Source organism: Streptococcus sp. UMB1203, assembly GCF_030217725.1.
Lineage (GTDB): Bacteria > Bacillota > Bacilli > Lactobacillales > Streptococcaceae > Streptococcus.
Genome location: NZ_JASOOK010000002.1, coordinates 74,597 through 97,367 on the forward strand (window position 1 = coordinate 74,597; position 22,771 = coordinate 97,367).

The 22,771-nt window shown below is 43.0% G+C and carries 25 protein-coding genes; 10 read left to right on the forward strand and 15 right to left on the reverse strand.

What is annotated here, in order from left to right; translation table 11 throughout:
* The first annotated feature begins 16 nt into the window (after positions 1–16).
* Positions 17–970 (forward strand): aromatic acid exporter family protein, encoded by a 954-nt coding sequence (locus QP439_RS01075; protein WP_285387134.1) that lies wholly within the window; start codon positions 17–19, stop codon positions 968–970.
* A gap of 729 nt (positions 971–1,699) precedes the next feature.
* Here the strand turns inward: QP439_RS01075 and QP439_RS01080 are convergent.
* Together QP439_RS01080 and QP439_RS01085 are read right to left on the reverse strand one after the other, a co-directional pair.
* The gene (locus QP439_RS01080; protein ID WP_001025437.1) at positions 1,700–3,244 is read right to left on the reverse strand and encodes a peptide chain release factor 3; all 1,545 of its coding nucleotides are present in this window, start codon (positions 3,242–3,244) and stop codon (positions 1,700–1,702) included.
* Between the two features lie 298 nt (positions 3,245–3,542).
* Positions 3,543–3,617: a hypothetical protein gene (locus QP439_RS01085; RefSeq protein WP_229294538.1), complete on the reverse strand. Its 75-nt coding sequence runs from the start codon at positions 3,615–3,617 to the stop codon at positions 3,543–3,545.
* 293 nt (positions 3,618–3,910) lie between these two features.
* Here QP439_RS01085 and gatC point away from each other — a divergent pair, with 293 nt between their 5' ends.
* The 6 genes from gatC (at position 3,911) to nusB (ending at position 8,642) form a co-directional block, all read left to right on the forward strand.
* Positions 3,911–4,213 carry an Asp-tRNA(Asn)/Glu-tRNA(Gln) amidotransferase subunit GatC gene (gatC, locus tag QP439_RS01090; protein WP_000705419.1) on the forward strand — a complete coding sequence of 101 codons (303 nt, stop codon included), beginning with the start codon at positions 3,911–3,913 and terminating at the stop codon, positions 4,211–4,213.
* Positions 4,213–5,679: an Asp-tRNA(Asn)/Glu-tRNA(Gln) amidotransferase subunit GatA gene (gene gatA / locus QP439_RS01095; RefSeq protein WP_023946545.1), complete on the forward strand. Its 1,467-nt coding sequence runs from the start codon at positions 4,213–4,215 to the stop codon at positions 5,677–5,679. The genes gatC and gatA overlap by 1 nt, the downstream gene beginning before the upstream one ends.
* Positions 5,679–7,121: an Asp-tRNA(Asn)/Glu-tRNA(Gln) amidotransferase subunit GatB gene (gatB, locus tag QP439_RS01100; protein WP_070479852.1), complete on the forward strand. Its 1,443-nt coding sequence runs from the start codon at positions 5,679–5,681 to the stop codon at positions 7,119–7,121. The genes gatA and gatB overlap by 1 nt, the downstream gene beginning before the upstream one ends.
* Positions 7,122–7,252: 131 nt before the next feature.
* Positions 7,253–7,813, forward strand: coding sequence for an elongation factor P (gene efp, locus QP439_RS01105; RefSeq protein WP_000568643.1), 561 nt, complete (start codon positions 7,253–7,255; stop codon positions 7,811–7,813).
* 21 nt (positions 7,814–7,834) lie between these two features.
* Positions 7,835–8,224, forward strand: coding sequence for an Asp23/Gls24 family envelope stress response protein (locus tag QP439_RS01110; RefSeq protein WP_070528853.1), 390 nt, complete (start codon positions 7,835–7,837; stop codon positions 8,222–8,224).
* Positions 8,217–8,642 carry a transcription antitermination factor NusB gene (gene nusB / locus QP439_RS01115; RefSeq protein WP_084889753.1) on the forward strand — a complete coding sequence of 142 codons (426 nt, stop codon included), beginning with the start codon at positions 8,217–8,219 and terminating at the stop codon, positions 8,640–8,642. The genes QP439_RS01110 and nusB overlap by 8 nt, the downstream gene beginning before the upstream one ends.
* A gap of 115 nt (positions 8,643–8,757) precedes the next feature.
* Here the strand turns inward: nusB and QP439_RS01120 are convergent, their stop codons facing one another.
* The 13 genes from QP439_RS01120 to QP439_RS01180 form a co-directional block, all read right to left on the reverse strand.
* The gene (locus QP439_RS01120) at positions 8,758–9,525 is read right to left on the reverse strand and encodes an acetyl-CoA carboxylase carboxyl transferase subunit alpha (RefSeq protein ID WP_285387142.1); all 768 of its coding nucleotides are present in this window, start codon (positions 9,523–9,525) and stop codon (positions 8,758–8,760) included.
* Positions 9,522–10,388, reverse strand: a complete 867-nt coding sequence (gene accD / locus QP439_RS01125) for an acetyl-CoA carboxylase, carboxyltransferase subunit beta (RefSeq protein WP_049522033.1) — start codon at positions 10,386–10,388, stop codon at positions 9,522–9,524. Before accD ends, QP439_RS01120 begins: the two co-directional genes overlap by 4 nt.
* Positions 10,389–10,424: 36 nt before the next feature.
* Positions 10,425–11,792: an acetyl-CoA carboxylase biotin carboxylase subunit gene (gene accC / locus QP439_RS01130; protein WP_285387145.1), complete on the reverse strand. Its 1,368-nt coding sequence runs from the start codon at positions 11,790–11,792 to the stop codon at positions 10,425–10,427.
* A gap of 11 nt (positions 11,793–11,803) precedes the next feature.
* Positions 11,804–12,226, reverse strand: a complete 423-nt coding sequence (gene fabZ, locus QP439_RS01135; protein ID WP_000565515.1) for a 3-hydroxyacyl-ACP dehydratase FabZ — start codon at positions 12,224–12,226, stop codon at positions 11,804–11,806.
* Positions 12,223–12,714: an acetyl-CoA carboxylase biotin carboxyl carrier protein gene (gene accB, locus QP439_RS01140; protein ID WP_261446986.1), complete on the reverse strand. Its 492-nt coding sequence runs from the start codon at positions 12,712–12,714 to the stop codon at positions 12,223–12,225. The genes fabZ and accB overlap by 4 nt, the downstream gene beginning before the upstream one ends.
* Positions 12,715–12,716: 2 nt before the next feature.
* Positions 12,717–13,952, reverse strand: coding sequence for a beta-ketoacyl-ACP synthase II (gene fabF, locus QP439_RS01145; RefSeq protein ID WP_285387155.1), 1,236 nt, complete (start codon positions 13,950–13,952; stop codon positions 12,717–12,719).
* Between the two features lie 21 nt (positions 13,953–13,973).
* Positions 13,974–14,705 (reverse strand): 3-oxoacyl-[acyl-carrier-protein] reductase, encoded by a 732-nt coding sequence (fabG, locus tag QP439_RS01150; protein ID WP_285387157.1) that lies wholly within the window; start codon positions 14,703–14,705, stop codon positions 13,974–13,976.
* A 43-nt stretch (positions 14,706–14,748) separates the two neighbouring features.
* Positions 14,749–15,669, reverse strand: coding sequence for an ACP S-malonyltransferase (fabD, locus tag QP439_RS01155; RefSeq protein WP_285387159.1), 921 nt, complete (start codon positions 15,667–15,669; stop codon positions 14,749–14,751).
* On the reverse strand, positions 15,662–16,636 hold the full coding sequence (gene fabK, locus QP439_RS01160; protein WP_000857439.1) for an enoyl-[acyl-carrier-protein] reductase FabK: 975 nt from the start codon (positions 16,634–16,636) through the stop codon (positions 15,662–15,664). Before fabK ends, fabD begins: the two co-directional genes overlap by 8 nt.
* Before the next feature lie 116 nt (positions 16,637–16,752).
* Entirely contained in the window at positions 16,753–16,977 is a 225-nt protein-coding gene (locus tag QP439_RS01165; protein WP_000257838.1) for an acyl carrier protein, read from the reverse strand.
* A 58-nt stretch (positions 16,978–17,035) separates the two neighbouring features.
* Positions 17,036–18,010 carry a beta-ketoacyl-ACP synthase III gene (locus QP439_RS01170; RefSeq protein WP_285387163.1) on the reverse strand — a complete coding sequence of 325 codons (975 nt, stop codon included), beginning with the start codon at positions 18,008–18,010 and terminating at the stop codon, positions 17,036–17,038.
* A complete protein-coding gene (gene fabT, locus QP439_RS01175; protein WP_007517889.1) occupies positions 18,010–18,444 on the reverse strand; it encodes a fatty acid biosynthesis transcriptional regulator FabT in 435 nt (144 codons plus the stop codon). The genes QP439_RS01170 and fabT overlap by 1 nt, the downstream gene beginning before the upstream one ends.
* A gap of 91 nt (positions 18,445–18,535) precedes the next feature.
* On the reverse strand, positions 18,536–19,321 hold the full coding sequence (locus tag QP439_RS01180; RefSeq protein ID WP_261446981.1) for an enoyl-CoA hydratase: 786 nt from the start codon (positions 19,319–19,321) through the stop codon (positions 18,536–18,538).
* A gap of 209 nt (positions 19,322–19,530) precedes the next feature.
* Here QP439_RS01180 and QP439_RS01185 point away from each other — a divergent pair, with 209 nt between their 5' ends.
* The 3 genes from QP439_RS01185 to serS all read left to right on the forward strand — a co-directional run bounded on the left by QP439_RS01185 (position 19,531) and on the right by serS (position 22,757).
* On the forward strand, positions 19,531–20,895 hold the full coding sequence (locus QP439_RS01185; RefSeq protein WP_285387168.1) for an aspartate kinase: 1,365 nt from the start codon (positions 19,531–19,533) through the stop codon (positions 20,893–20,895).
* A 2-nt stretch (positions 20,896–20,897) separates the two neighbouring features.
* Positions 20,898–21,269 (forward strand): DUF956 family protein, encoded by a 372-nt coding sequence (locus tag QP439_RS01190; RefSeq protein ID WP_000079349.1) that lies wholly within the window; start codon positions 20,898–20,900, stop codon positions 21,267–21,269.
* 213 nt (positions 21,270–21,482) lie between these two features.
* On the forward strand, positions 21,483–22,757 hold the full coding sequence (gene serS / locus QP439_RS01195) for a serine--tRNA ligase (RefSeq protein ID WP_084927831.1): 1,275 nt from the start codon (positions 21,483–21,485) through the stop codon (positions 22,755–22,757).
* Positions 22,758–22,771 lie beyond the last annotated feature (14 nt).

Here is a 22,771-nt window from a genome sequence, read left to right on the forward strand (position 1 = left end):
TTATTAGGAAATTCTTATGTCTATTAGCCAACGTACGACCAAGCTCATTTTAGCTACCTGTCTTGCCTGCCTTCTTGCTTATTTTCTCAATCTTTCCTCAGCAGTTTCGGCCGGAATCATCGCCCTCTTGAGCCTATCCGATACTCGTAGAAGTACCTTAAAACTGGCCCGCAATCGGCTCTTTTCCATGCTTCTAGCTTTGGTTATCGGAGTTCTGGCTTTTCACTTGAGCGGATTTCATATCTGGAGCCTTGGCCTCTATCTAGCCCTTTATGTACCTCTAGCCTACAAGATGGGCTGGGAAATTGGCATCACACCAAGCACTGTTTTGGTTAGCCACCTCTTGGTACAAGAGTCAACCTCTCCAGACCTCCTAGTCAATGAATTCCTTCTCTTTGCTATCGGTACAGGATTTGCCTTACTTGTCAATCTCTATATGCCTTCACGAGAAGAGGAAATCCAGCACTATCACATGCTTGTGGAAGAAAAATTAAAAGATATTCTCCAACGCTTCAAATACTATTTATCCAAAGGAGATGGACGTAACCGAGCACAGTTGGTTGAAGAATTGGACACCATTTTGGAAGAAGCCCTCAGACTGGTCTATTTGGATCACTCAGACCACCTCTTTCACCAGACTGACTACCATATTCACTACTTTGAGATGAGACAGCGACAAAGTCGCATCCTGCGAAACATGGCCCAACAGATCAACACCTGTCACCTAGCTGCCAGTGAAAGCCTGATTTTGGCCCAACTCTTTTCAAAAATTGCAGGGCAACTGAGCCAGACCAATCCTGCTTCTGATTTACTGGATGAAATTGAACGCTATCTAGAGGTCTTCCGCAACCGCAGTCTCCCCAAGACCAGAGAAGAATTTGAAACCCGCGCCACGCTCCTTCAACTCCTACGTGAAGCCAAAACCTTCATCCAAGTAAAAGTTGACTTTTACCAAAAATATGGACAGTAATACTCTTCGAAAATCTCTTCAAACTACGTCAGCTTTACCTTGCCGTAGGTATGGTTACTGACTTCGTCAGTCTTATCTACAACCTCAAAACAGTGTTTTGAGCTGACTTCATCAGTCTTATCTACAACCTCAAAACTGTATTTTGAGCAGCCTGCGGCTAGCTTCCTAGTTTGCTCTTTGAGTTTCATTGAGTATAAAAAAGAAAACTTCAGACCAATCACAAAAAGTGACTATCTGAAGTTTTCTTTTATTTGTAAGTTAGCACCATAAAGGTTAATAGTAGAACGAATAAGGCTTAATATTCAACATCTGTTTATAGAATGCTGAGATAAAATACTGCAAACTTTGCAGTATTTTTATCCACTACACGAAGTTTTGCAAATCGAGTCTATTTGCAAACGGAGTTAGTAAGGCAGTTACCCTTTTCTATCTACGACGGAAAAGTCCACGAATCGATACCATTCGTGGATTTTTCCTAGTGAAGCGTTTAGGTAAGCCGCCATAGCGGTTACCTATTATTAGATTACGACACTGAGTTTTGCAAATCGATTCTATTTGCCAAACATAGTTAGTGAGGCAGTTAGGTCATACACTATCTAATCGTTACGACGTAAAGTTTTACGAATCGATACTATTCGTAAAACTTTACTAGTGGAGCGCCTAGCCAAGTTCCTTAGAAACTTGGCGTTAGTTACTTAGATTGTTACACAATCAAGTAACTTTGGCGATCTACATCTTCTCTTCCAACTCTACGTCTGGATACTTATCCGCAAACCAGCGGAGGGCAAAGTCATTTTCAAAGAGGAAGACTGGTTGGTCAAAACGGTCTTTAGCCAAGATATTTCGACTTGATGACATTCGTTCATCCAAGTCCTCAGGCTTGATCCAACGAACGGTCTTTTTACCCATTGGGCTCATGACTACTTCCGCATTGTACTCGCCTTCCATGCGGTGTTTAAAGACTTCAAACTGGAGTTGACCAACAGCTCCCAGCATGTACTCGCCTGTTTGGTAATTCTTATAAAGCTGAATAGCACCTTCTTGCACCAGTTGCTCAATCCCCTTGTGGAAGGATTTCTGCTTCATGACATTCTTAGCAGAAACTTTCATAAAAATTTCAGGAGTGAAGGTTGGCAGTGGTTCAAATTCAAATTTGTTTTTTCCAACTGTCAATGTATCCCCAACCTGATAAGTTCCTGTATCGTAAACCCCGATGATATCTCCTGCCACGGCATTGGTCACATTCTCACGACTTTCAGCCATAAACTGGGTAACATTAGACAGTTTAGCACCCTTACCAGTACGAGGCAAGTTGACACTCATGCCACGTTCAAATTCACCCGATACGATACGTACAAAGGCAATACGGTCACGGTGTCGAGGGTCCATGTTGGCTTGGATTTTAAAGACAAATCCTGAGAAGTCCTTATCGTAAGGATCAACAATTTCTCCGTCTGTTTTCTTATGTCCATGTGGCTCTGGAGCAAACTTGAGAAAAGTTTCAAGGAATGTTTGCACACCAAAGTTTGTCAAAGCTGAACCGAAGAAGACTGGTGTCAATTCTCCAGCCAGAATAGCTTCCTCTGAAAACTCATTCCCAGCTTCATTTAAAAGTTCAATATCATCCTTGACTTGCTCGTAGAAAGGGTTGCTGCCAAAAAGCTTGTCCCCATCTTCTAAACTAGCAAAACGCTCATCCCCTTTATAGAGCTCCAAGCGTTGGTTATAGAGGTCATAGAGCCCCTCGAAGGCTTTCCCCATCCCGATTGGCCAGTTCATCGGGTAACTCGCAATGCCTAGTACTTCTTCTAATTCTTGCAAGAGGTCCAGTGGCTCACGTCCATCACGGTCTAGCTTGTTCATAAAGGTGAAGACCGGAATGCCACGGTGTTTCACAACCTCAAACAATTTCTTAGTCTGAGCCTCGATACCCTTGGCAGAGTCCACGACCATAACAGCAGCATCCACCGCCATCAAGGTACGATAGGTATCTTCTGAAAAGTCCTCGTGCCCTGGGGTGTCTAGGATGTTGACGCGCTTACCATCGTAGTCAAACTGCATAACAGATGAAGTCACCGAAATCCCGCGTTGCTTCTCGATATCCATCCAGTCAGACTTGGCAAAAGTCCCTGTTTTCTTTCCTTTTACGGTACCAGCCTCACGAATCTCGCCCCCAAAGTAGAGCAACTGCTCAGTGATAGTTGTTTTCCCCGCGTCCGGGTGGGAGATGATGGCAAAGGTACGACGTTTCTTAATTTCTTCTTGAATATTCATAAGTTCTCTTTCTTTGATTCTCTATTTTTCTTGTTTCAATAGCTAAGAATGATTTCTACATTGGATTTTACCATTCCTTTCAACACTCCATTATATCGGATTTTAGCATTTTTTTCAATTTCTATTTTATATCAGACACTGCTAAAGTAGAACAATTCCCCTTGCAATTTTTCAAATAAATGTTACAATAAATATAGAAAAAGGTGTTGCGACAACAACACCCCACAGAGCCGTTTAAGACGGTGGCTGTAATTACATAACTAAAAAATAGCTCGTTAACTCGCCAAAGTTAGGACGGCTATTTTTTTGTCTCTTTTACCAATTCAAGGATGAACCTTAGGAGCGTGATAACAAAGTTACCAGCTACAAACATGAGTGTCAAAGCCTCAAAAGGGGACAAATCTGGTTACTCCTTTCTACTAAGATTTTACAGGTTCTGCACATAAGCATCACCATCCTTTCGATTTTGTAACCACCGTCTTCACTTCTCTGTTAAACTATTGTACCATATATTTTCCCCTTTGAAATCCGCTTTTCAAATAAATCATCATCAGAATCCGTTCTCCATCCTATACCTGTCTTTTTTCATCTTTCCTTCCCTTATTTATAGGAAAATATGGTAAAATAGAACAGACTAAAAATCATCATTTCACGAAAGGATGCAAGATGAAAATTACGCAAGAAGAGGTAACACACGTTGCCAATCTTTCAAAATTAAGATTCTCTGAAGAAGAAACTGCTGCCTTTGCGACTACCTTGTCTAAGATTGTTGACATGGTTGAATTGCTGGGCGAAGTTGACACAACTGGTGTCGCACCTACTACAACCATGGCTGACCGCAAGACTGTACTCCGCCCTGATGTGGCCGAAGAAGGAACAGACCGTGATCGCTTGTTTAAAAACGTACCTGAAAAAGACAACTACTATATCAAGGTACCAGCTATCCTAGACGATGGAGGAGATGCCTAATGACTTTCAACAATAAAACCATTGAAGACTTGCACAATCTCCTTGTCTCTAAGGAAATTTCAGCAACTGAATTAACACAAGCAACACTTGAAGATATCAAGTCTCGCGAGACCGCTATCAACGCTTTTGTTACCATCGCTGAAGAGCAAGCTCTTGCTCAAGCTAAAGCTATTGATGAAGCTGGAATCGATGCTGATAATGTCCTTTCAGGAATTCCACTTGCAGTTAAGGATAATATCTCTACAGACGGTATTCTTACAACTGCAGCCTCAAAAATGCTCTACAACTACGAGCCAATCTTTGATGCGACAGCCGTTGCCAATGCAAAAGCGAAAGGCATGATTGTCGTAGGGAAAACCAACATGGACGAGTTTGCCATGGGTGGATCAGGTGAGACTTCTTACTACGGTGCCACTAAAAATGCTTGGGACCACAGCAAGGTCCCTGGTGGATCATCAAGTGGTTCTGCTGCAGCTGTAGCCTCAGGACAAGTTCGCTTGTCACTTGGTTCTGATACTGGTGGATCTATCCGCCAACCTGCTGCCTTCAATGGGATCGTCGGTCTCAAACCAACCTACGGAACAGTTTCACGTTTCGGTCTCATTGCCTTTGGTAGTTCATTAGACCAGATTGGACCTTTCGCTCCGACTGTTAAGGAAAATGCCTTCTTGCTCAATGCTATTGCAAGCGAAGATGCCAAAGACTCTACTTCTGCTCCTGTCCGCATTGCCGATTTTACTTCAAAAATCGGCCAAGACATCAAGGGCATGAAAATTGCTTTGCCTAAGGAATACCTTGGTGAAGGAATTGACCCAGAGGTTAAGGGAACCATTCTGAACGCAGCCAAACACTTTGAAAAACTTGGTGCTATTGTTGAAGAAGTGAGTCTACCTCACTCAAAATACGGTGTTGCCGTCTACTACATCATTGCTTCATCTGAAGCTTCATCAAACTTGCAACGTTTTGACGGTATCCGTTACGGCTACCGCGCAGAAGATGCAACCAACCTTGATGAAATCTATGTAAACAGCCGTAGCCAAGGTTTCGGTGAAGAGGTTAAACGCCGTATCATGCTTGGTACATTCAGTCTTTCATCAGGTTACTATGACGCCTACTATAAGAAGGCTGGTCAGGTCCGTACCCTCATCATCCAAGATTTCGAAAAAGTCTTCGCGGATTACGACTTGATTTTGGGCCCAACTGCTCCTAGTGTTGCCTATGACTTGGATTCACTCAACCACGACCCAGTTGCTATGTACTTGGCTGACCTCTTGACCATACCTGTAAACTTGGCAGGACTGCCTGGAATTTCTATTCCTGCTGGATTCTCTCAAGGTCTGCCTGTCGGTCTCCAATTGATCGGTCCTAAGTACTCTGAGGAAACCATTTACCAAGCTGCTGCTGCTTTTGAGGCGACAACAGACTACCACAAACAACAACCCGTGATTTTTGGAGGTGATAACTAATGAACTTTGAAACAGTCATTGGACTTGAAGTCCACGTAGAGCTCAACACCAATTCAAAAATCTTCTCACCTACTTCTGCCCACTTTGGAAATGACCAAAATGCCAACACTAACGTGATTGATTGGTCTTTCCCAGGAGTTCTGCCAGTTCTTAATAAAGGTGTTGTCGATGCCGGTATCAAGGCTGCTCTTGCCCTCAACATGGACATCCACAAAAAGATGCACTTTGACCGCAAGAACTACTTCTACCCTGATAATCCAAAAGCCTACCAAATTTCTCAGTTTGATGAGCCAATCGGTTATAACGGCTGGATTGAAGTGGAGCTAGAAGACGGTACAACTAAGAAAATCGGTATCGAACGTGCCCACCTAGAAGAAGATGCTGGTAAAAACACCCACGGTACAGATGGCTACTCTTATGTTGACCTCAACCGCCAAGGGGTGCCATTGATTGAGATTGTATCTGAAGCAGATATGCGTTCACCTGAAGAAGCCTATGCTTATCTAACAGCCCTCAAGGAAGTCATCCAGTACGCTGGTATTTCTGACGTTAAGATGGAAGAAGGTTCTATGCGTGTGGATGCCAATATCTCTCTTCGCCCTTATGGTCAAGAAAAATTCGGTACAAAGACTGAGTTGAAAAACCTCAACTCCTTCTCAAACGTTCGCAAAGGTCTTGAATACGAAGTTCAACGTCAAGCTGAAATCCTTCGCTCAGGTGGTCAAATCCGCCAAGAAACACGTCGTTACGATGAGGCTAACAAAGCAACCATCCTCATGCGTGTCAAGGAAGGTGCTGCAGACTACCGCTACTTCCCAGAACCAGACCTACCTCTCTTTGAAATCTCAGACGAGTGGATTGAGGAAATGCGGACTGAGTTGCCAGAGTTTCCAAAAGAACGCCGTGCACGTTATGTATCTGACCTTGGCTTGTCAGACTACGATGCTAGCCAGTTGACTGCTAATAAAGTCACTTCTGACTTCTTTGAAAAAGCTGTTGCCCTCGGTGGTGATGCCAAACAAGTTTCTAACTGGCTCCAAGGCGAAGTCGCTCAGTTCTTGAACGCTGAAGGTAAGACACTAGAACAAATCGAACTGACACCAGAAAACTTGGTTGAAATGATTGCCATCATCGAAGACGGCACGATCTCGTCTAAGATTGCCAAGAAAGTCTTTGTCCACCTGGCTAAAAATGGCGGTGGTGCGCGTGAATACGTAGAAAAAGCAGGTATGGTTCAAATCTCAGATCCTGAGATCTTGATTCCAATCATCCATCAAGTATTTGCTGATAATGAAGCAGCCGTTGCCGACTTCAAGTCAGGAAAACGTAATGCAGACAAGGCCTTCACAGGCTTCCTTATGAAAGCAACCAAAGGCCAAGCCAACCCACAAGTTGCTCTTAAACTTCTTGCACAGGAATTGGCCAAGTTGAAAGAAGATTAATATGTAAAAGAAACCAGCCTTAAGGTTGGTTTTTTTCTCCCCTACCATCTCCCAATAACTATTTTGGCTTTATTTCCAGAACATTTTATGGTAAAATGAAGAGTAATAATATTTATTAAAGAGGTAAAAACATGATTGAAGCAAGCAAATTGAAAGCTGGTATGACATTTGAAACTGCAGACGGAAAATTGATCCGCGTTTTGGAAGCTAGCCACCACAAACCAGGTAAAGGGAACACAATCATGCGTATGAAATTGCGTGATGTCCGTACTGGTTCTACTTTTGATACAAGCTACCGTCCAGAAGAAAAATTCGAACAAGCTATTATCGAGACTGTTCCAGCCCAATACTTGTACAAAATGGATGAAACTGCTTACTTCATGAACACTGAAACTTACGACCAATACGAAATTCCAGTTGTAAACGTTGAAAATGAATTGCTTTACATCCTTGAAAACTCTGATGTGAAAATCCAATTCTACGGAACTGAAGTAATCGGTGTAACTGTACCAACTACTGTTGAATTGACAGTTGCTGAAACACAACCATCTATCAAAGGTGCTACTGTTACAGGTTCTGGTAAACCAGCAACTATGGAAACTGGACTTGTTGTCAACGTTCCTGACTTCATCGAAGCTGGACAAAAATTGATCATCAACACTGCAGAAGGAACTTACGTTTCTCGTGCCTAATCTCTAGAAAGAGGTCATTCTATGGGAACTGAAGAACAATTTGGCGAAATCGTTATCGCTCCACGTGTACTTGAAAAAATCATTGCCATCGCAACTGCTAAAGTTGATGGTGTCCATTCATTTTCAAATAAATCCGTATCTGATACCCTATCAAAACTCTCTCTTGGTCGCGGCGTCTACTTAAAAGAAAGCAATGAAGAGCTAACTGCTGACATCTATCTCTACCTTGAGTACGGTGTGAAAGTACCAAAAGTGGCTCTTGCTATTCAAAAAGCAGTAAAAGATGCTGTTCGTGATATGGCTGATGTGGAACTTGCTGCTGTCAACATCCATGTTGCAGGAATCGTTCCAGATAAGACACCAAAACCTGAGTTGAAAGATCTATTTAACGAGGACTTCCTCAATGACTAGTCCATTATTAGAATCTAGACGCGAACTTCGTAAATGCGCTTTTCAAGCTCTCATGAGCCTTGAATTCGACACAGATATGGAAACAGCTTGTCGCTTTGCCTACACACATGACCGTGAAGATGAAGATGTGCAAATCCCTGCCTTTCTTCTGAACTTGGTTTCTGGTGTTCAAGCTCAAAAAGACGAGTTGGATAAACAAATCAACCAGCACCTCAAGTCAGGCTGGACAGTTGAACGCTTGACCTTGGTCGAAAAAAACTTACTACGTTTGGGTATCTTTGAAATCACATCATTTGATACACCTCAGCTGGTAGCAGTCAATGAAGCCATTGAACTCGCTAAGAATTTTTCAGATCAAAAATCAGCCCGCTTTATCAACGGACTACTCAGTCAATTTGTAACTGAAGAAAATGAATAATCAAAAAGGTGTTTGGTCTTCCAAGCACCTTTTGACTTTCCCCTCTGCACGGAGCAAGAAGCACATAAAAACTAGAACTGACTGCCAGTTCTAGTTTTTTGCATATTCTAAAGAATTAGTATTTTCTAAATCGTTGATAACGTTCTTCCAACAATTCTTCTAGCGGTTTTTGTGAAAGGCTAGCTAGCTCAGCTTGAAGTTCTTTCTTTACACTCTTAATCAGTTCTTTACTAGAAAGTCCTGCTTCAGAAATCACCTTGTCCACCACTTCCATTTCTAACAGCTCATGAGAAGTGATTTTCATCAGTTCTGCTGCTTCCATGGCACGACTGCCGTCCTTCCATAGAATGGAAGCAAAACCTTCTGGACTGAGAATGGCATAGATAGAATTTTCCAGCATCCAGACACGGTCCGCGACTGCTAGAGCCAGAGCCCCACCTGAACCACCTTCACCGATAATGATAGCAATAATCGGAACTTTCAGGTCACTCATTTCCATGAGATTACGAGCGATAGCTTCTCCCTGACCACGTTCTTCTGCTCCCACACCAGGATAGGCACCTGCTGTATTGATAAAGGTCACTACTGGACGGCCAAACTTTTCAGCCTGTTTCATCAACCGTAGGGCCTTGCGGTAACCTTCTGGATGCGGTTGGCCAAAATTCCGTTTGAGGTTGTCTTGCAAACTCTTGCCTTTTTGGATACCAACCACTGTTACAGCTTGGTCTCCAAGCCAACCAATACCACCAACAACTGCACCATCATCACGAAAAGAACGATCACCGTGTAATTGGATAAATTCATCAAAAATGCCTGTCGCAAAGTCCAAGGTTGTCAAGCGACTCTGCTCACGCGCTTCTCTGACTATTTTTGCAATATTCATCTAGGACTCCCTCCGTGCAATCTGACTAGGCTAGCAATGGTATCTGGCAAGTCTCTTCTTTTGACAATAGCATCCACAAAGCCATGCTCCAATAGAAATTCTGCCTTTTGGAAATCCTCAGGCAAGCTTTCACGAACCGTATTTTCAATGACACGACGCCCAGCAAAACCGACCAAGCTCTGTGGTTCAGCCAGAATGATATCGCCTTCCATAGCGAAAGAAGCTGTCACACCACCAGTCGTTGGATCTGTCAAAATGGTCAGGTAAAAGAGACCAGCATTTGAATGACGTTTAACCGCTGCAGAAATCTTGGCCATCTGCATGAGACTCATGATTCCTTCCTGCATACGGGCTCCACCAGAGGCTGTGAAGAGAACAACTGGCAATTGTTCAACAGTCGCATACTCAAACAAGCGAGTGATTTTTTCACCTACAACCGTGCCCATAGAAGCCATGATAAAGTTGGAATCCATTATACCAAGAGCCACAGTCTGGCCTTTAATAAGAGCTGTTCCTGTCACAACGGCTTCATCCAGACCTGTTTTTTCACGCATGGTTGCCAGTTTCTTTTGGTAACCAGGGAAATGCAAGGGATCCTTACTTTCAATCCCTGTAAACAATTCCTTGAAGGTTCCCATATCAATCGTCAAAGCCAAGCGTTCTTGGGCAGAAATACGAAAGGTATAGCTACAGTGCGGACAGATACGCTCACTTCCCAGATCCTTCTGGTAGATGGTATGCTTACAACCCGGACACTGGGAGAATAATTCATCTGGAACCTCTGGCTTGGCTTGAGGTTTTTCCCTAACCGAACGATTGGGATTAATTCGAATATACTTATCTTTTTTACTAAATAGAGCCATTGATTCCCCTTTTCGGTTTAAACTCTTAAAGTCATTTTATTCTTTTTCTTGATATTTGGTTAAGAAGGTTTCCATCAAGAAGGAAGTATCGTAATCTCCAGCAATGACATTGCGATCTGAAATGAGGTCAAGCTGGAAATCTGCATTGGTCTGTACCCCCTCTATCTCTAGTTCATAGAGGGCACGTTGCATTTTCATCAAGGCATCAAAACGATTTTCGCCGTGAACGATGACTTTGGCAATCATACTATCATAATAAGGCGGAATGGTATATCCTGGATAAACCGCTGAATCCACGCGCAAGCCAACTCCCCCACTTGGAAGATAGAGATTGGTAATCTTACCTGGACTTGGAGCAAAGTTGAAGGCTGGATTTTCTGCATTGATACGACATTCAATAGCATGACCTCGTAGAACAATATCTTCTTGCTTAACAGACAGGGGCTGACCCGCTGCAATGCGAATCTGTTCCTTAACGATATCCACACCTGAAACAAATTCTGTTACTGGATGTTCTACTTGTACACGAGTATTCATCTCCATAAAATAGAATTTACCGCTAGCTTCATCAAGAAGAAACTCAATGGTCCCTGCATTCTCATAGCCAACAGACTCTGCCGCTCGAACAGCAGCAGCACCGATTTCATTGCGTAGCGTTTTCCCAATTGCAATCGAAGGGCTTTCTTCCAAAACCTTTTGATTATTCCGTTGAAGAGAACAATCCCGTTCCCCTAAATGGATTACATTCCCGTGTTCATCTCCTAGGATTTGAACCTCGATATGACGAGCTGGATAGATAACGCGTTCTATGTACATAGCACCATTGCCATAATTGGCCTTGGCTTCGCTAGAGGCAGTTTCAAAGGCTGAAACGAGGTCTTCTGGTTTTTCAACCTTACGAATCCCTTTACCGCCACCACCTGCTGAAGCCTTGAGCATCACAGGATAGCCAATTTTTTCAGCAACAATCAAGGCTTCCTCAGAGTTATGCACTTCTCCATCCGAACCCGGAATGACGGGCACGCCTGCTTGGATCATCTGAGCGCGCGCATTAATCTTGTCTCCCATCATATCCATAACATGGCCAGATGGACCGATAAACTTGATACCCACCTCTTCACACATGGTTGCAAATTTGGAATTTTCACTGAGAAATCCAAAACCTGGGTGAATGGCTTCAGCCTCAGTCAAGACTGCAGCTGATAGAACCGCATTGATATTGAGATAAGACTCAGTTGCCTTACCTGGGCCGATACAAACTGCTTCATCTGCCAAAAGCGTATGAAGGGCTTCCTTATCAGCAGTTGAATAAACCGCTACCGTCGCAATCCCCAATTCACGCGCCGCACGAATAATACGGACCGCAATTTCACCACGATTGGCAATTAAAATTTTTCGAAACATGGAGAACCTCCTTAGTTCCCTATTGCAAAGGTTAGAGTACCACTAGCTGCAAGCTTGCCATCCACTTCAGCCTTTGCTTCAACCACGGCAATGGTGCCACGACGTTTTACAAAAGTCGCTGTCATAACCAATTGGTCGCCTGGTACAACTTGCTTCTTAAACTTAACCTTGTCCATACCAGCGTAAAAAACTAGTTTCCCTTTATTTTCAGGCTTAGACAACTCCAAAACACCCGCTGTTTGCGCCAAAGCTTCCATGATCAGAACACCTGGCATAACTGGGTATTGAGGAAAATGGCCGTTAAAGAAGGGCTCGTTGATGGTCACATTTTTGATGGCAACAATGGTATCCTCGCTCACTTCCAAGACACGGTCCACTAGGAGCATGGGATAACGGTGGGGCAGAGCTTCTTTGATTCCTTGAATATCGATCATTTGATACGTACCAATCCTTTACCAAACTCAACCATTTCTTCATTGGAAACGAGAATTTCTGTTACCAAACCATCCTTAGGTGCAGGAATTTCATTCATAACTTTCATGGCTTCGATGATGACCAATGTTTGACCTTTTTTGACAGTATCACCAACTGTAACGAAGGCAGGTTTATCCGGTCCGGCAGCCAAGTAAGCCACACCGACAAGTGGGCTCTCTACAACATCACCCTCAGCAGCTACACTTGTTTCAGCTGGAGCTGGAGCTTGAACTTCTTCTGCTACAGTCTCTGCTGGAGCAGATGTAGGAGCTACTGGACTTGGTGTTGCTAGAGCAGGCGCTGGTGCGACTGGAGTTGCAACTTCAGATACCAGTCTCGCTTCATTTTTGCTAAACTGTAACTCATCCGTCCCATTTTTATAAGAAAATTCTCTCAAACTTGACTGGTCAAATTGAGCCATCAAGTCTTTAATATCGTTTAAATTCATACTTATTTATTCTCCCAACGTTTGAAAGCAAGAACGGCATTGTGGCCACCAAAACCAAAGGTATTTGAAATAGCGTATGGAATCTCTTGCTCCAAGCCTTGTCCATAAACGACATTGGCTTCGATATAATCTGATACTTCACTTGTCCCAGCTGTCATTGGAACAAAGTTATGACGCATAGCTTCGATTGTGACGATAGCTTCTACTGCACCTGCAGCCCCCAGCAAATGTCCTGTGAAAGACTTAGTTGATGATACAGGTACTTCCTTACCAAGAACAGCTACGATCGCACCACTTTCTCCTTTTTCATTAGCAGGAGTTGACGTTCCGTGCGCATTGACATAGGCTACTTGCTCTGGAGAAATCGCAGCTTCTTCCAAGGCTAGTTTGATGGCCTTGATGGCTCCCTGACCTTCTGGATGTGGTGAAGTCATATGGTAGGCATCACAAGTATTTCCGTAACCAACCACTTCAGCAAGGATAGTAGCCCCACGTTTTTCAGCGTGTTCAAGACTTTCAAGAACCAACATCCCTGAACCTTCTCCCATGACAAAACCATTACGGTCCTTATCAAATGGGATAGAAGCACGAGTAGGATCCTCTGTAGTTGAGAGAGCAGTTAGGGCTTGGAAACCAGCAATAGCGAAAGGTGTAATAGAAGCTTCCGAACCACCTACCAACATAACATCTTGGAAACCAAACTTGATTGAGCGGAAGGCATCGCCAATCGCATCATTTGATGAAGCGCAGGCAGTATTGATAGATTTACAAACACCGTTTGCTCCAAAACGCATAGCAACATTTCCTGAAGCCATATTTGGTAAGGCCTTTGGAAGGGTCAATGGTTTCACACGTTTTGGTCCTTTGTCATGAAGGCGAAGAATTTGATCTTCTATTTCCTTGATGCCCCCAATCCCTGAGGCAACGATAACACCAAAACGATCCTTGTCAATAGCCTCTACATCAAGATTGGCATGATTGACAGCTTCTTGGGCTGCATACATGGCATATAAAGAATAGTTATCAAAACGATTGGTATCCTTCTTAACAAAGTATTTATCAAAAGGAAAATCTTGAATTTCTGCTGCATTATGCACATCAAAGTCACTATGATCAAATTTCGTAATTGGACCAATTCCGATTTTTCCAGTTGTCAAACTATTCCAAAATTCTTCTGGTGTATTTCCGATTGGAGATGTCACTCCATAACCTGTTACTACTACGCGATTTAGTTTCATCTTTTTTACCTCTAGCTTCTGCTACATACTGAGGCCACCATCAATGGCAACCACTTGACCAGTTAGATAATCTTGGCCTGCTAAAAATACTGTCAAATCTGCAACCTGTTCTGCCTGTCCAAATTCTTTCATAGGAATTTGCGCCAGCATGGCATCTTTTACCTTGTCTGATAGGACTGCTGTCATATCGGACTCAATCATTCCCGGTGCAATAGCATTAACCCTGATATTGCGATTGGCCACTTCACGCGCCACAGACTTGGTAAAACCAATCAAACCAGCCTTAGAAGCTGCATAGTTAGCTTGACCAATATTTCCCATCAAACCAACAACACTAGACATATTAATGATAGCACCTTCTCTGGCTTTCATCATCGGTTTCAAGACTGATTGTGTCATGTTAAAGGCACCAGTCAGGTTAACCTTGAGCACTTTTTCAAAATCCGCTTCTGTCATCTTGAGCATAAGAGTATCTTGAGTAATTCCTGCATTGTTGACCAAAACATCCACTGAACCCAGCTCTGCAATAGCCTCCTCAACCATACGCTTAGCGTCTGCAAAATCAGACACGTCCCCTGAAATAGGAACTACCTTGACACCGTAGTCTGAAAATTCAGCGATCAATTCTTCTGAGATAGCCCCTCGACTGTTTAAGACGATGTTGGCCCCTGCTTGAGCAAACTTGTGGGCAATGGCAAGACCAATTCCACGACTCGAACCTGTAACAAAGATATTTTTATTTTTTAGTTGCATTCTTTTCTCCTGTTTCCTCCTGTATTTATGGGAGAAGGGATTACTAGTTTCCTAGAAGAGCTTCCAAGCTCGCCTGATCTTCAACAGTGGCTAGTTTAGCGGTCTTATCAATTTTTTTGACAAAACCTGACAAGACTTTCCCCGGGCCAATCTCGATAAAGTTAGTTACGCCTGCTTCTTGCATAACTGCAATACTTTCATAGAAACGAACTGGTTCCTTGACCTGACGCGTCAAGAGTTGAGCAATGTCTTCTTTTTGCATAACTGCAGCTTCTGTATTGCCGACTAGGGGACAAGTGAAATCTGAAAAACTTACCTGAGCTAGAGTTTCAGCTAGTCTCTGGCTGGCAGGCTCAAGGAGAGCGGTATGAAAGGGCCCTGAAACCTTGAGAGGAATCAAGCGTTTAGCTCCTGCCTCCTGCAAGAGTTCGACAGCTCGATCAACTGCTACCACTTCTCCACCAATCACGATTTGTGCAGGTGTATTATAGTTGGCTGGGGTAACTACTCCAAGTTCAGAAGCTTTTCGACAGACTTCTTCAATAACCTCTACTGGCGTATTGAGAACTGCTACCATCTTGCCAGAACCAGCAGGGGCCGCTTCTTCCATATAGGCTCCACGCTTAGCTACCAAGGCTACCGCTTCTTCAAAATCCAAGGCACCGCTGGCCACCAAGGCAGAGTATTCTCCAAGGGACAAACCAGCAACCATATCAGGCTGATAGCCCTTTTCTTGCAATAAGCGGTAAATAGCAACCGAAGTCGCTAGAATGGCTGGTTGCGTATAGCGAGTCTGATTGAGTTTTTCTTCTTCCGTATCGATGAGATGACGTAAATCATAACCGAGTACCTGACTGGCTTGATCAATCGTTTCTTTGATAATCGGATACTGATCATAGAGATCCCGTCCCATACCTAGATACTGGGCACCTTGGCCAGCAAATAAAAAGGCTGTTTTAGTCATTTCTTACAACTCCTGCCCAACGAGAGGCTTCTTCTTGAATTTTCTTAGCTGCTCCGTAGTATAAATCTTTTAGGATTTCTTCAGCTGTTTCTTCTTTGGAAACAAGCCCTGCAATTTGACCCGCCATGACAGATCCGCCATCCACATCTCCGTGAACAACTGCTTTGGCTAGGGCACCTGCTCCCATTTGTTCAAAGATTTCTAAATCAGGATTTTCTTGTTTAAAGGCATCTTTCTCAGCTTTTTCAAAATCACGAGTCAACTGATTTTTAATAGCCCGAACAGCATGGCCAAAGTGTTGGGCTGAAATCGTAGTATCAATATCTCTAGCTTTTAAAATTTTCGCCTTGTAATTTGGATGGGCATTAGACTCTTTTGCAACGACAAAACGAGTTCCAACCTGAACAGCCTCTGCACCAAGCATAAAGCCAGCTGCAGCACCTTCACCATCCGCAATCCCTCCTGCAGCAATAACAGGAATAGAGACAGCTGCAGCTACCTGGCGCACCAAGGTCATGGTTGTTAATTTACCGATATGACCACCAGCTTCCATTCCTTCTGCAATGACAGCATCCGCACCGATTTTTTCCATACGTTTAGCTAGAGCCACACTTGGCACAACAGGAATCACTGTAATGCCAGCTTCATGGAAGCGTTCCATGTATTTACCAGGATTTCCTGCTCCTGTTGTAACCACTTTAACACCTTCCTCGATAACGAGATCTACAATATCTTCCACGAATGGAGACAAGAGCATGATGTTGACGCCAAAAGGTTTATCCGTCAATGATTTGATCTTATCAATATTTGCCTTGACAACTTCTTTAGGGGCATTTCCCCCACCGATAATGCCTAATCCTCCAGCCTTGGAAACAGCCCCTGCCAAATCACCGTCAGCAACCCAGGCCATTCCTCCTTGGAAAATAGGATAATCAATGTTCAATAATTCTGTAATACGCGTTTTCATAGTGCCTCCATCGTTTCTTGCTTACGTAATAGTTCGATACTGTCATAATTTGAAAATCAAACTATTGCCTAAACAAGAGGGAGCGGGTTTCCCTACTCCTTCTATTTGTATTCTGCTTATTTAGTTTGCTCTTCAACGTAGGCAACCAAGTCACCAACTGTTTTCAAATCATCTTCTGCTTCGATTTGGATATCAAAAGCATCTTCGATTTCTGAGATTACTTGGAACAAGTCCAATGAATCTGCATCCAAGTCATCAAAAGTTGATTCAAGTGTTACTTCTGATGCGTCTTTTCCAAGTTCTTCAACGATAATTTCTTGTACTTTTTCAAATACTGCCATGATAGGACTCCTTTAAAATAAATAGTTTTTTATAACAATGTGTTCACCACATGATTACCTAAATTGTAAGAATGAGCGTGCCCCAGGTCAAGCCTCCACCGAAACCTGATAGCAGAACAGTCTGGCTACCATCTAAATAGATGAGACCTTGTTCTACACACTCTGAAAGTAAAATCGGGATACTGGCTGCACTGGTATTACCATACTCCATCATATTGGCTGGAAGTTTGGCTCGGTCGACACCGATTTTTCTAGCCATCTTATCCAAGATACGGTCATTAGCCTGATGAAGTAGTAAATAATCCAAGTCTGTCGCCTCTATAGGAGACTCATCAATAGTCTGTTTGATAGACTTGGCTACATCTCTAATGGCAAAATCAAAGACTGCGCGTCCATCCATCTTCAAAAATGAATCTGCATTTTCTTGATCTGAAAATGGAGAATGCAAGCCTGACTGTCCATAGGTCAGACACTCACTACGACTCCCATCACTATTGAGACTCTCAGCCAAAAAATGCTCTTTCTCGCTAGCTTCTAGCAAGACTCCACCAGCACCATCTCCAAACAAAACAGCTGTTGATCGGTCTGACCAATCGACTGCCTTAGAAAGGGTTTCACTACCAATCACCAAGCCTTTTTGAAAGCGACCAGAAGCGATAAACTTTTCAGCAGTTGACAAGGCAAATACAAATCCACTGCATGCGGCTGTTAGGTCAAAAGCAAAGGCCTTATTAGCACCGATATTGGCTTGAACTCGAGCAGCTGTAGAGGGCATCATCGAATCTGGAGTAATGGTAGCTAGGATGATAAAATCCAGCTCTTCCCCCGTGATTTCAGCTTTTGCCATCAGTTTCTTAGCAACTTCCGTAGCCAAATCACTAGTAGATTCTGTTCTTGAAATATGCCTTTGTCGTATTCCCGTCCGACTTGAAATCCACTCATCATTGGTATCCATAATCTGGGCCAAATCATGATTTGTAACCACTTGCTCTGGCACATAATGAGCAACCTGGCTTATTTTTGCAAAAGCCATTATTTCAAATCCTCCAAAAATTGATAAAGTTTAGTCAAACCTTTGCTCATGACTTCAGTTTCTTCCTTGCTCATACCTTCGATAATATTTTCGACCATGGCCTTGTGGAAACGTTTATGTAGTCTATGAACCAAGCGACCCTTCTTTGTCAAATGCAGATGCACCACACGACGATCCTGCTCTGAGCGAATGCGTTCAATGTAACCCTTGCGTTCGAGATTATTCAAACTCGTCGTAACGGTCCCAAGAGTCACCATCAACTCTTTCGACACTTGACTTGGCGTCACGTCTGGGAATTTTCCAATTACATCGATTGTATGGACTTCTTTGATGGAGATATCCTTGAAACGACTACCCCTCAAGCTAACTTCCTCAATAACGAGGACATTGTTAAATATAGATGTTAAATATTCATTAATTCGTTGGTAGTCCAATCTCTTTTCCCTCCTTTTCAAAAAACTTTCACAATCAAAACATTTGACAAAAGAATTATATCAAACTTCAAAGAATGGTGCAAGTATTTTCTTATTTTCCTATAAATTTCGGTCTTCTTCTCTCCGAATGTGCCCGAACTCCCTCTTTGAAATCCTCCGTTTGGGCTAAGGTTTCCTGTAGGTTCAATTCTAAAGCAGCATAATCTTGCCAATCTTTAAATTGGCTCTCCCAGACCAACTTCTTGATAGCAGCATAAGAATTAGCTGATCCACGTCTCAATTTTTTAAGAAGTTGGTCTCTCGTCTTTTCAAGCTTATCATCTTCACAGACGCGGTAAACCAGCCCCCATTCTAAAGCTTTTTCTGCGGTCAGAGCCTCACCTGTCATAGCTAATTGAGCAGCACGAGTCACCCCAATACTACGACTCAAGAGATGAATCCCACCTGCATCTGGAGCCAAACCAACGCCAACAAAGGCTTGGATAAACTTAGCCTTATCCGTTGCCAGACAGAAATCTGCAGCAACAGCCATATTGGCTGCTGCACCTGCAACAGCCCCATCAACCTCCATCAAGACAGGTTTAGCAATTTGCTTGATTTTATAAGAAATCGTATTGACCAATTCTGCGATTTTCGTCAATGATGGAATATCATCCTCATCCACTGCCCGCTTCATCTCTACCAAATCTCCCCCAACGGAGAAGACCTTTCCCTTGGCATTAATTAAGATAAAATGCACAGCTGGATTCTCTTCTGCCAGAGTCAGAGCTTCCAAAATCTCCTCACACATAGGAATATGAAAACCATTCGCAACCTCAGGACGGTTTAAGGTAAGGATTGCCAAATCTTCTTCAAGCTGATAAATAATGTGTTCCATCAAGACTCCTTTTTATTTCATAAGCGGTTTAAATTATTTTATTATCAAAGTATATCTTTTTTAAAACTCGAAAGCAAGAAAAAATCGGCTGAAAGTGTCTCGGCCGATAAGAAAGGCTCCCTTTATCCTAGCAAGCATCTTATTTTCTTCATTGAAAAAAGGCTTTCTTTCTGCTATAATCGTATAAAATACTTACTTTAGGAGTTCTTATGAAAGTTGTTAAATTTGGAGGTAGCTCACTTGCCTCTGCTAGCCAATTAGAAAAAGTTTTAAACATCGTAAAAAGCGATCCTGAACGCCGTTTTGTAGTTGTTTCTGCGCCTGGTAAACGCAATGCTGAAGATACTAAGGTTACGGATGCCTTGATTAAATACTACCGCGACTATGTTGCTGGTAACGATATTAGCAAGAGCCAAAACTGGATTATCGACCGCTATGCTGCCATGGTTAGTGAACTAGGACTGAAGCCAGCTGTTCTAGAGAAAATTTCAAAAAGTATTCGTGCCTTAGCCACTCTTCCTATTGATGAAAATGAATTTCTCTACGATACTTTCCTAGCAGCCGGTGAAAATAACAATGCTAAATTGATTGCTGCCTATTTTAACCAAAACGGTATCGATGCACGCTATGTTCACCCTAGAGAAGCTGGTATTGTGGTCACAAGTGAACCCGGTCACGCTCGCATCATTCCATCAAGTTATGACAAGATTGAAGAATTGACAAATGCAAATGAAGTCCTTGTCATTCCTGGTTTCTTTGGGGTTACCAAGGAAAATCAAATCTGTACCTTCTCACGTGGAGGATCAGACATTACAGGTTCTATCATTGCTGCCGGTGTTAAGGCAGACCTCTATGAAAACTTTACAGACGTTGATGGTATCTTTGCGGCTCACCCTGGTATTATCCACCAACCACACTCGATTCCTGAGTTGACCTACCGTGAAATGCGTGAGTTGGCCTATGCAGGCTTCTCAGTCCTTCATGACGAAGCCCTTCTTCCTGCCTACCGTGGAAAAATCCCTCTTGTTATCAAAAATACCAACAACCCTGACCATCCAGGTACTCGTATCGTTCTTAAACACAGTAGTGATGAATTTCCAGTAGTGGGAATTGCTGGTGATTCAGGTTTTGTCAGCATCAACATGTCGAAATACCTCATGAACCGCGAAATTGGATTTGGTCGCAAGGTTCTGCAAATCCTTGAAGACCTTAACATCGGTTGGGAACATATGCCAACAGGTATCGACGATCTTTCTATCATTCTCCGTTCTCGCGAGCTAACTCCTATCAAGGAAGAAGAAATCCTTCGTCAGTTGGTTCAAAAAGCTGAGGTAGACCATGCAGAAATCGAACACGACCTTTCAATCATTATGATTGTTGGTGAAAAGATGAAGAGCCATATCGGAGTGACCGCTACTGCGACACGCGCTCTATCTGAAAACAAGATCAACATCCAGATGATGTCTCAAGGTTCTAGTGAAGTCTCTATCATGTTTGTTGTCAATAAAGATCAAGAGAAAGCAGCAATTAAAGCCCTCTACAATGCCTTTTTCGGTGAAAGTAAGGAAGACTAAGCATGGCTCAATCTCTTAACAAAACAGTGCTCCTCAATACGACAGGAACTTCCTACCTCTCTATAGCTGGGAAAGTTGGGAAATTTCTTGTCGGAGATCAGGCTTTGGAATTTTATCCAGATGTCAATGTCGAACAATTTATCCAGATTCCTTGGAGCCATATCAACCAGATTGGAGCCAATGTCACTGGGCGAAAAATCAGTCGCCACTTCGAAGTCTTTACAGACAGAGGAAAATTCCTCTTTGCTTCAAAAGACTCAGGTGCTATTCTCAAAATTGCACGCGAAAAACTGGGTAATGACAAGGTCGTCAAACTTCCAACCCTAATTCAGACCATTGGGCAAAAATTTAAAAATCTATTTGCAAAAAAGTAGAAACTTTAGTATAATCATAGCAACGGATAAGTAGGTTATCTTCTTCTTTCAGAAAGTCTGCGGGTGCTGCGAGCAGATAGGAGGGATAGGTGAAATTCTACCGTTAGTAACAATTACATACACAATCAAGTGCACACCTGTGAAGTTGGATGGAACCGTGGCCCTGCCACTCCAACGCTTTGTCAGGTGTGCTTTTTTCATAAAGGAGTTCTTATGTTAGATATCAAACGTATTCGTACAGACTTTGATGCTGTCGCAGAAAAATTAGCTACACGTGGTGTAGATGCTGCTATCTTAAACGAGATGAAAGAAATCGATGCTAAACGTCGTGACATCTTGGTCAAGGTTGAAACTTTAAAAGCAGAACGTAACACAGTTTCTGCTGAGATTGCCCAAGCCAAACGCAACAAGGAAAATGCAGATGACAAGATTGCTGCCATGCAAACTCTATCTGCTGAAGTCAAAGCCTTGGATGCTGAATTGGCAGAAATCGATGCTAAATTGACAGAATTTACTACTACTCTTCCAAACATCCCAGCTGACAGCGTTCCTGTTGGGGCTGACGAAGATGACAATGTGGAAGTTCGCCGTTGGGGTACTCCACGCGAGTTCGATTTCGAGCCAAAAGCTCACTGGGATCTTGGTGAAGATCTTGGTATCCTTGACTGGGAACGCGGTGGTAAGGTAACAGGCGCTCGTTTCCTCTTCTATAAAGGTCTCGGTGCTCGTTTGGAACGTGCCATCTACAACTTTATGTTGGATGAACATGGAAAAGAAGGCTATACGGAAGTCATCACGCCTTACATGGTTAACCATGACTCTATGTTTGGTACTGGTCAATATCCAAAATTCAAGGAAGATACTTTTGAACTCAGCGATAGCAATTACGTCCTTATTCCTACAGCTGAAGTTCCTCTGACAAACTACTACCGTGATGAAATCCTGGACGGTAAAGACCTGCCAATCTACTTCACTGCTATGAGTCCATCATTCCGTTCTGAGGCTGGTTCTGCCGGTCGTGATACTCGTGGCTTGATTCGTTTGCACCAATTCCACAAGGTTGAAATGGTTAAATTTGCCAAGCCAGAAGAATCTTATGAAGAATTGGAAAAAATGACAGCCAACGCTGAAAATATCCTTCAAAAACTTAACCTTCCATACCGTGTCGTTGCTCTCTCTACAGGAGATATGGGCTTCTCAGCTGCTAAAACTTACGACTTGGAAGTTTGGATTCCAGCGCAAAATACCTACCGTGAAATCTCAAGTTGTTCAAACACAGAAGATTTCCAAGCCCGTCGTGCCCAAATCCGTTACCGTGATGAAGCAGACGGCAAGGTGAAACTCCTCCATACCTTGAACGGTTCTGGACTTGCAGTTGGACGTACAGTGGCTGCTATTCTTGAAAACTACCAAAATGAAGATGGTTCTGTGACCATCCCAGAAGCACTTCGTCCATACATGGGCGGAGCTGAGGTTATCAAACCATAAAAAATAAGGTTTAG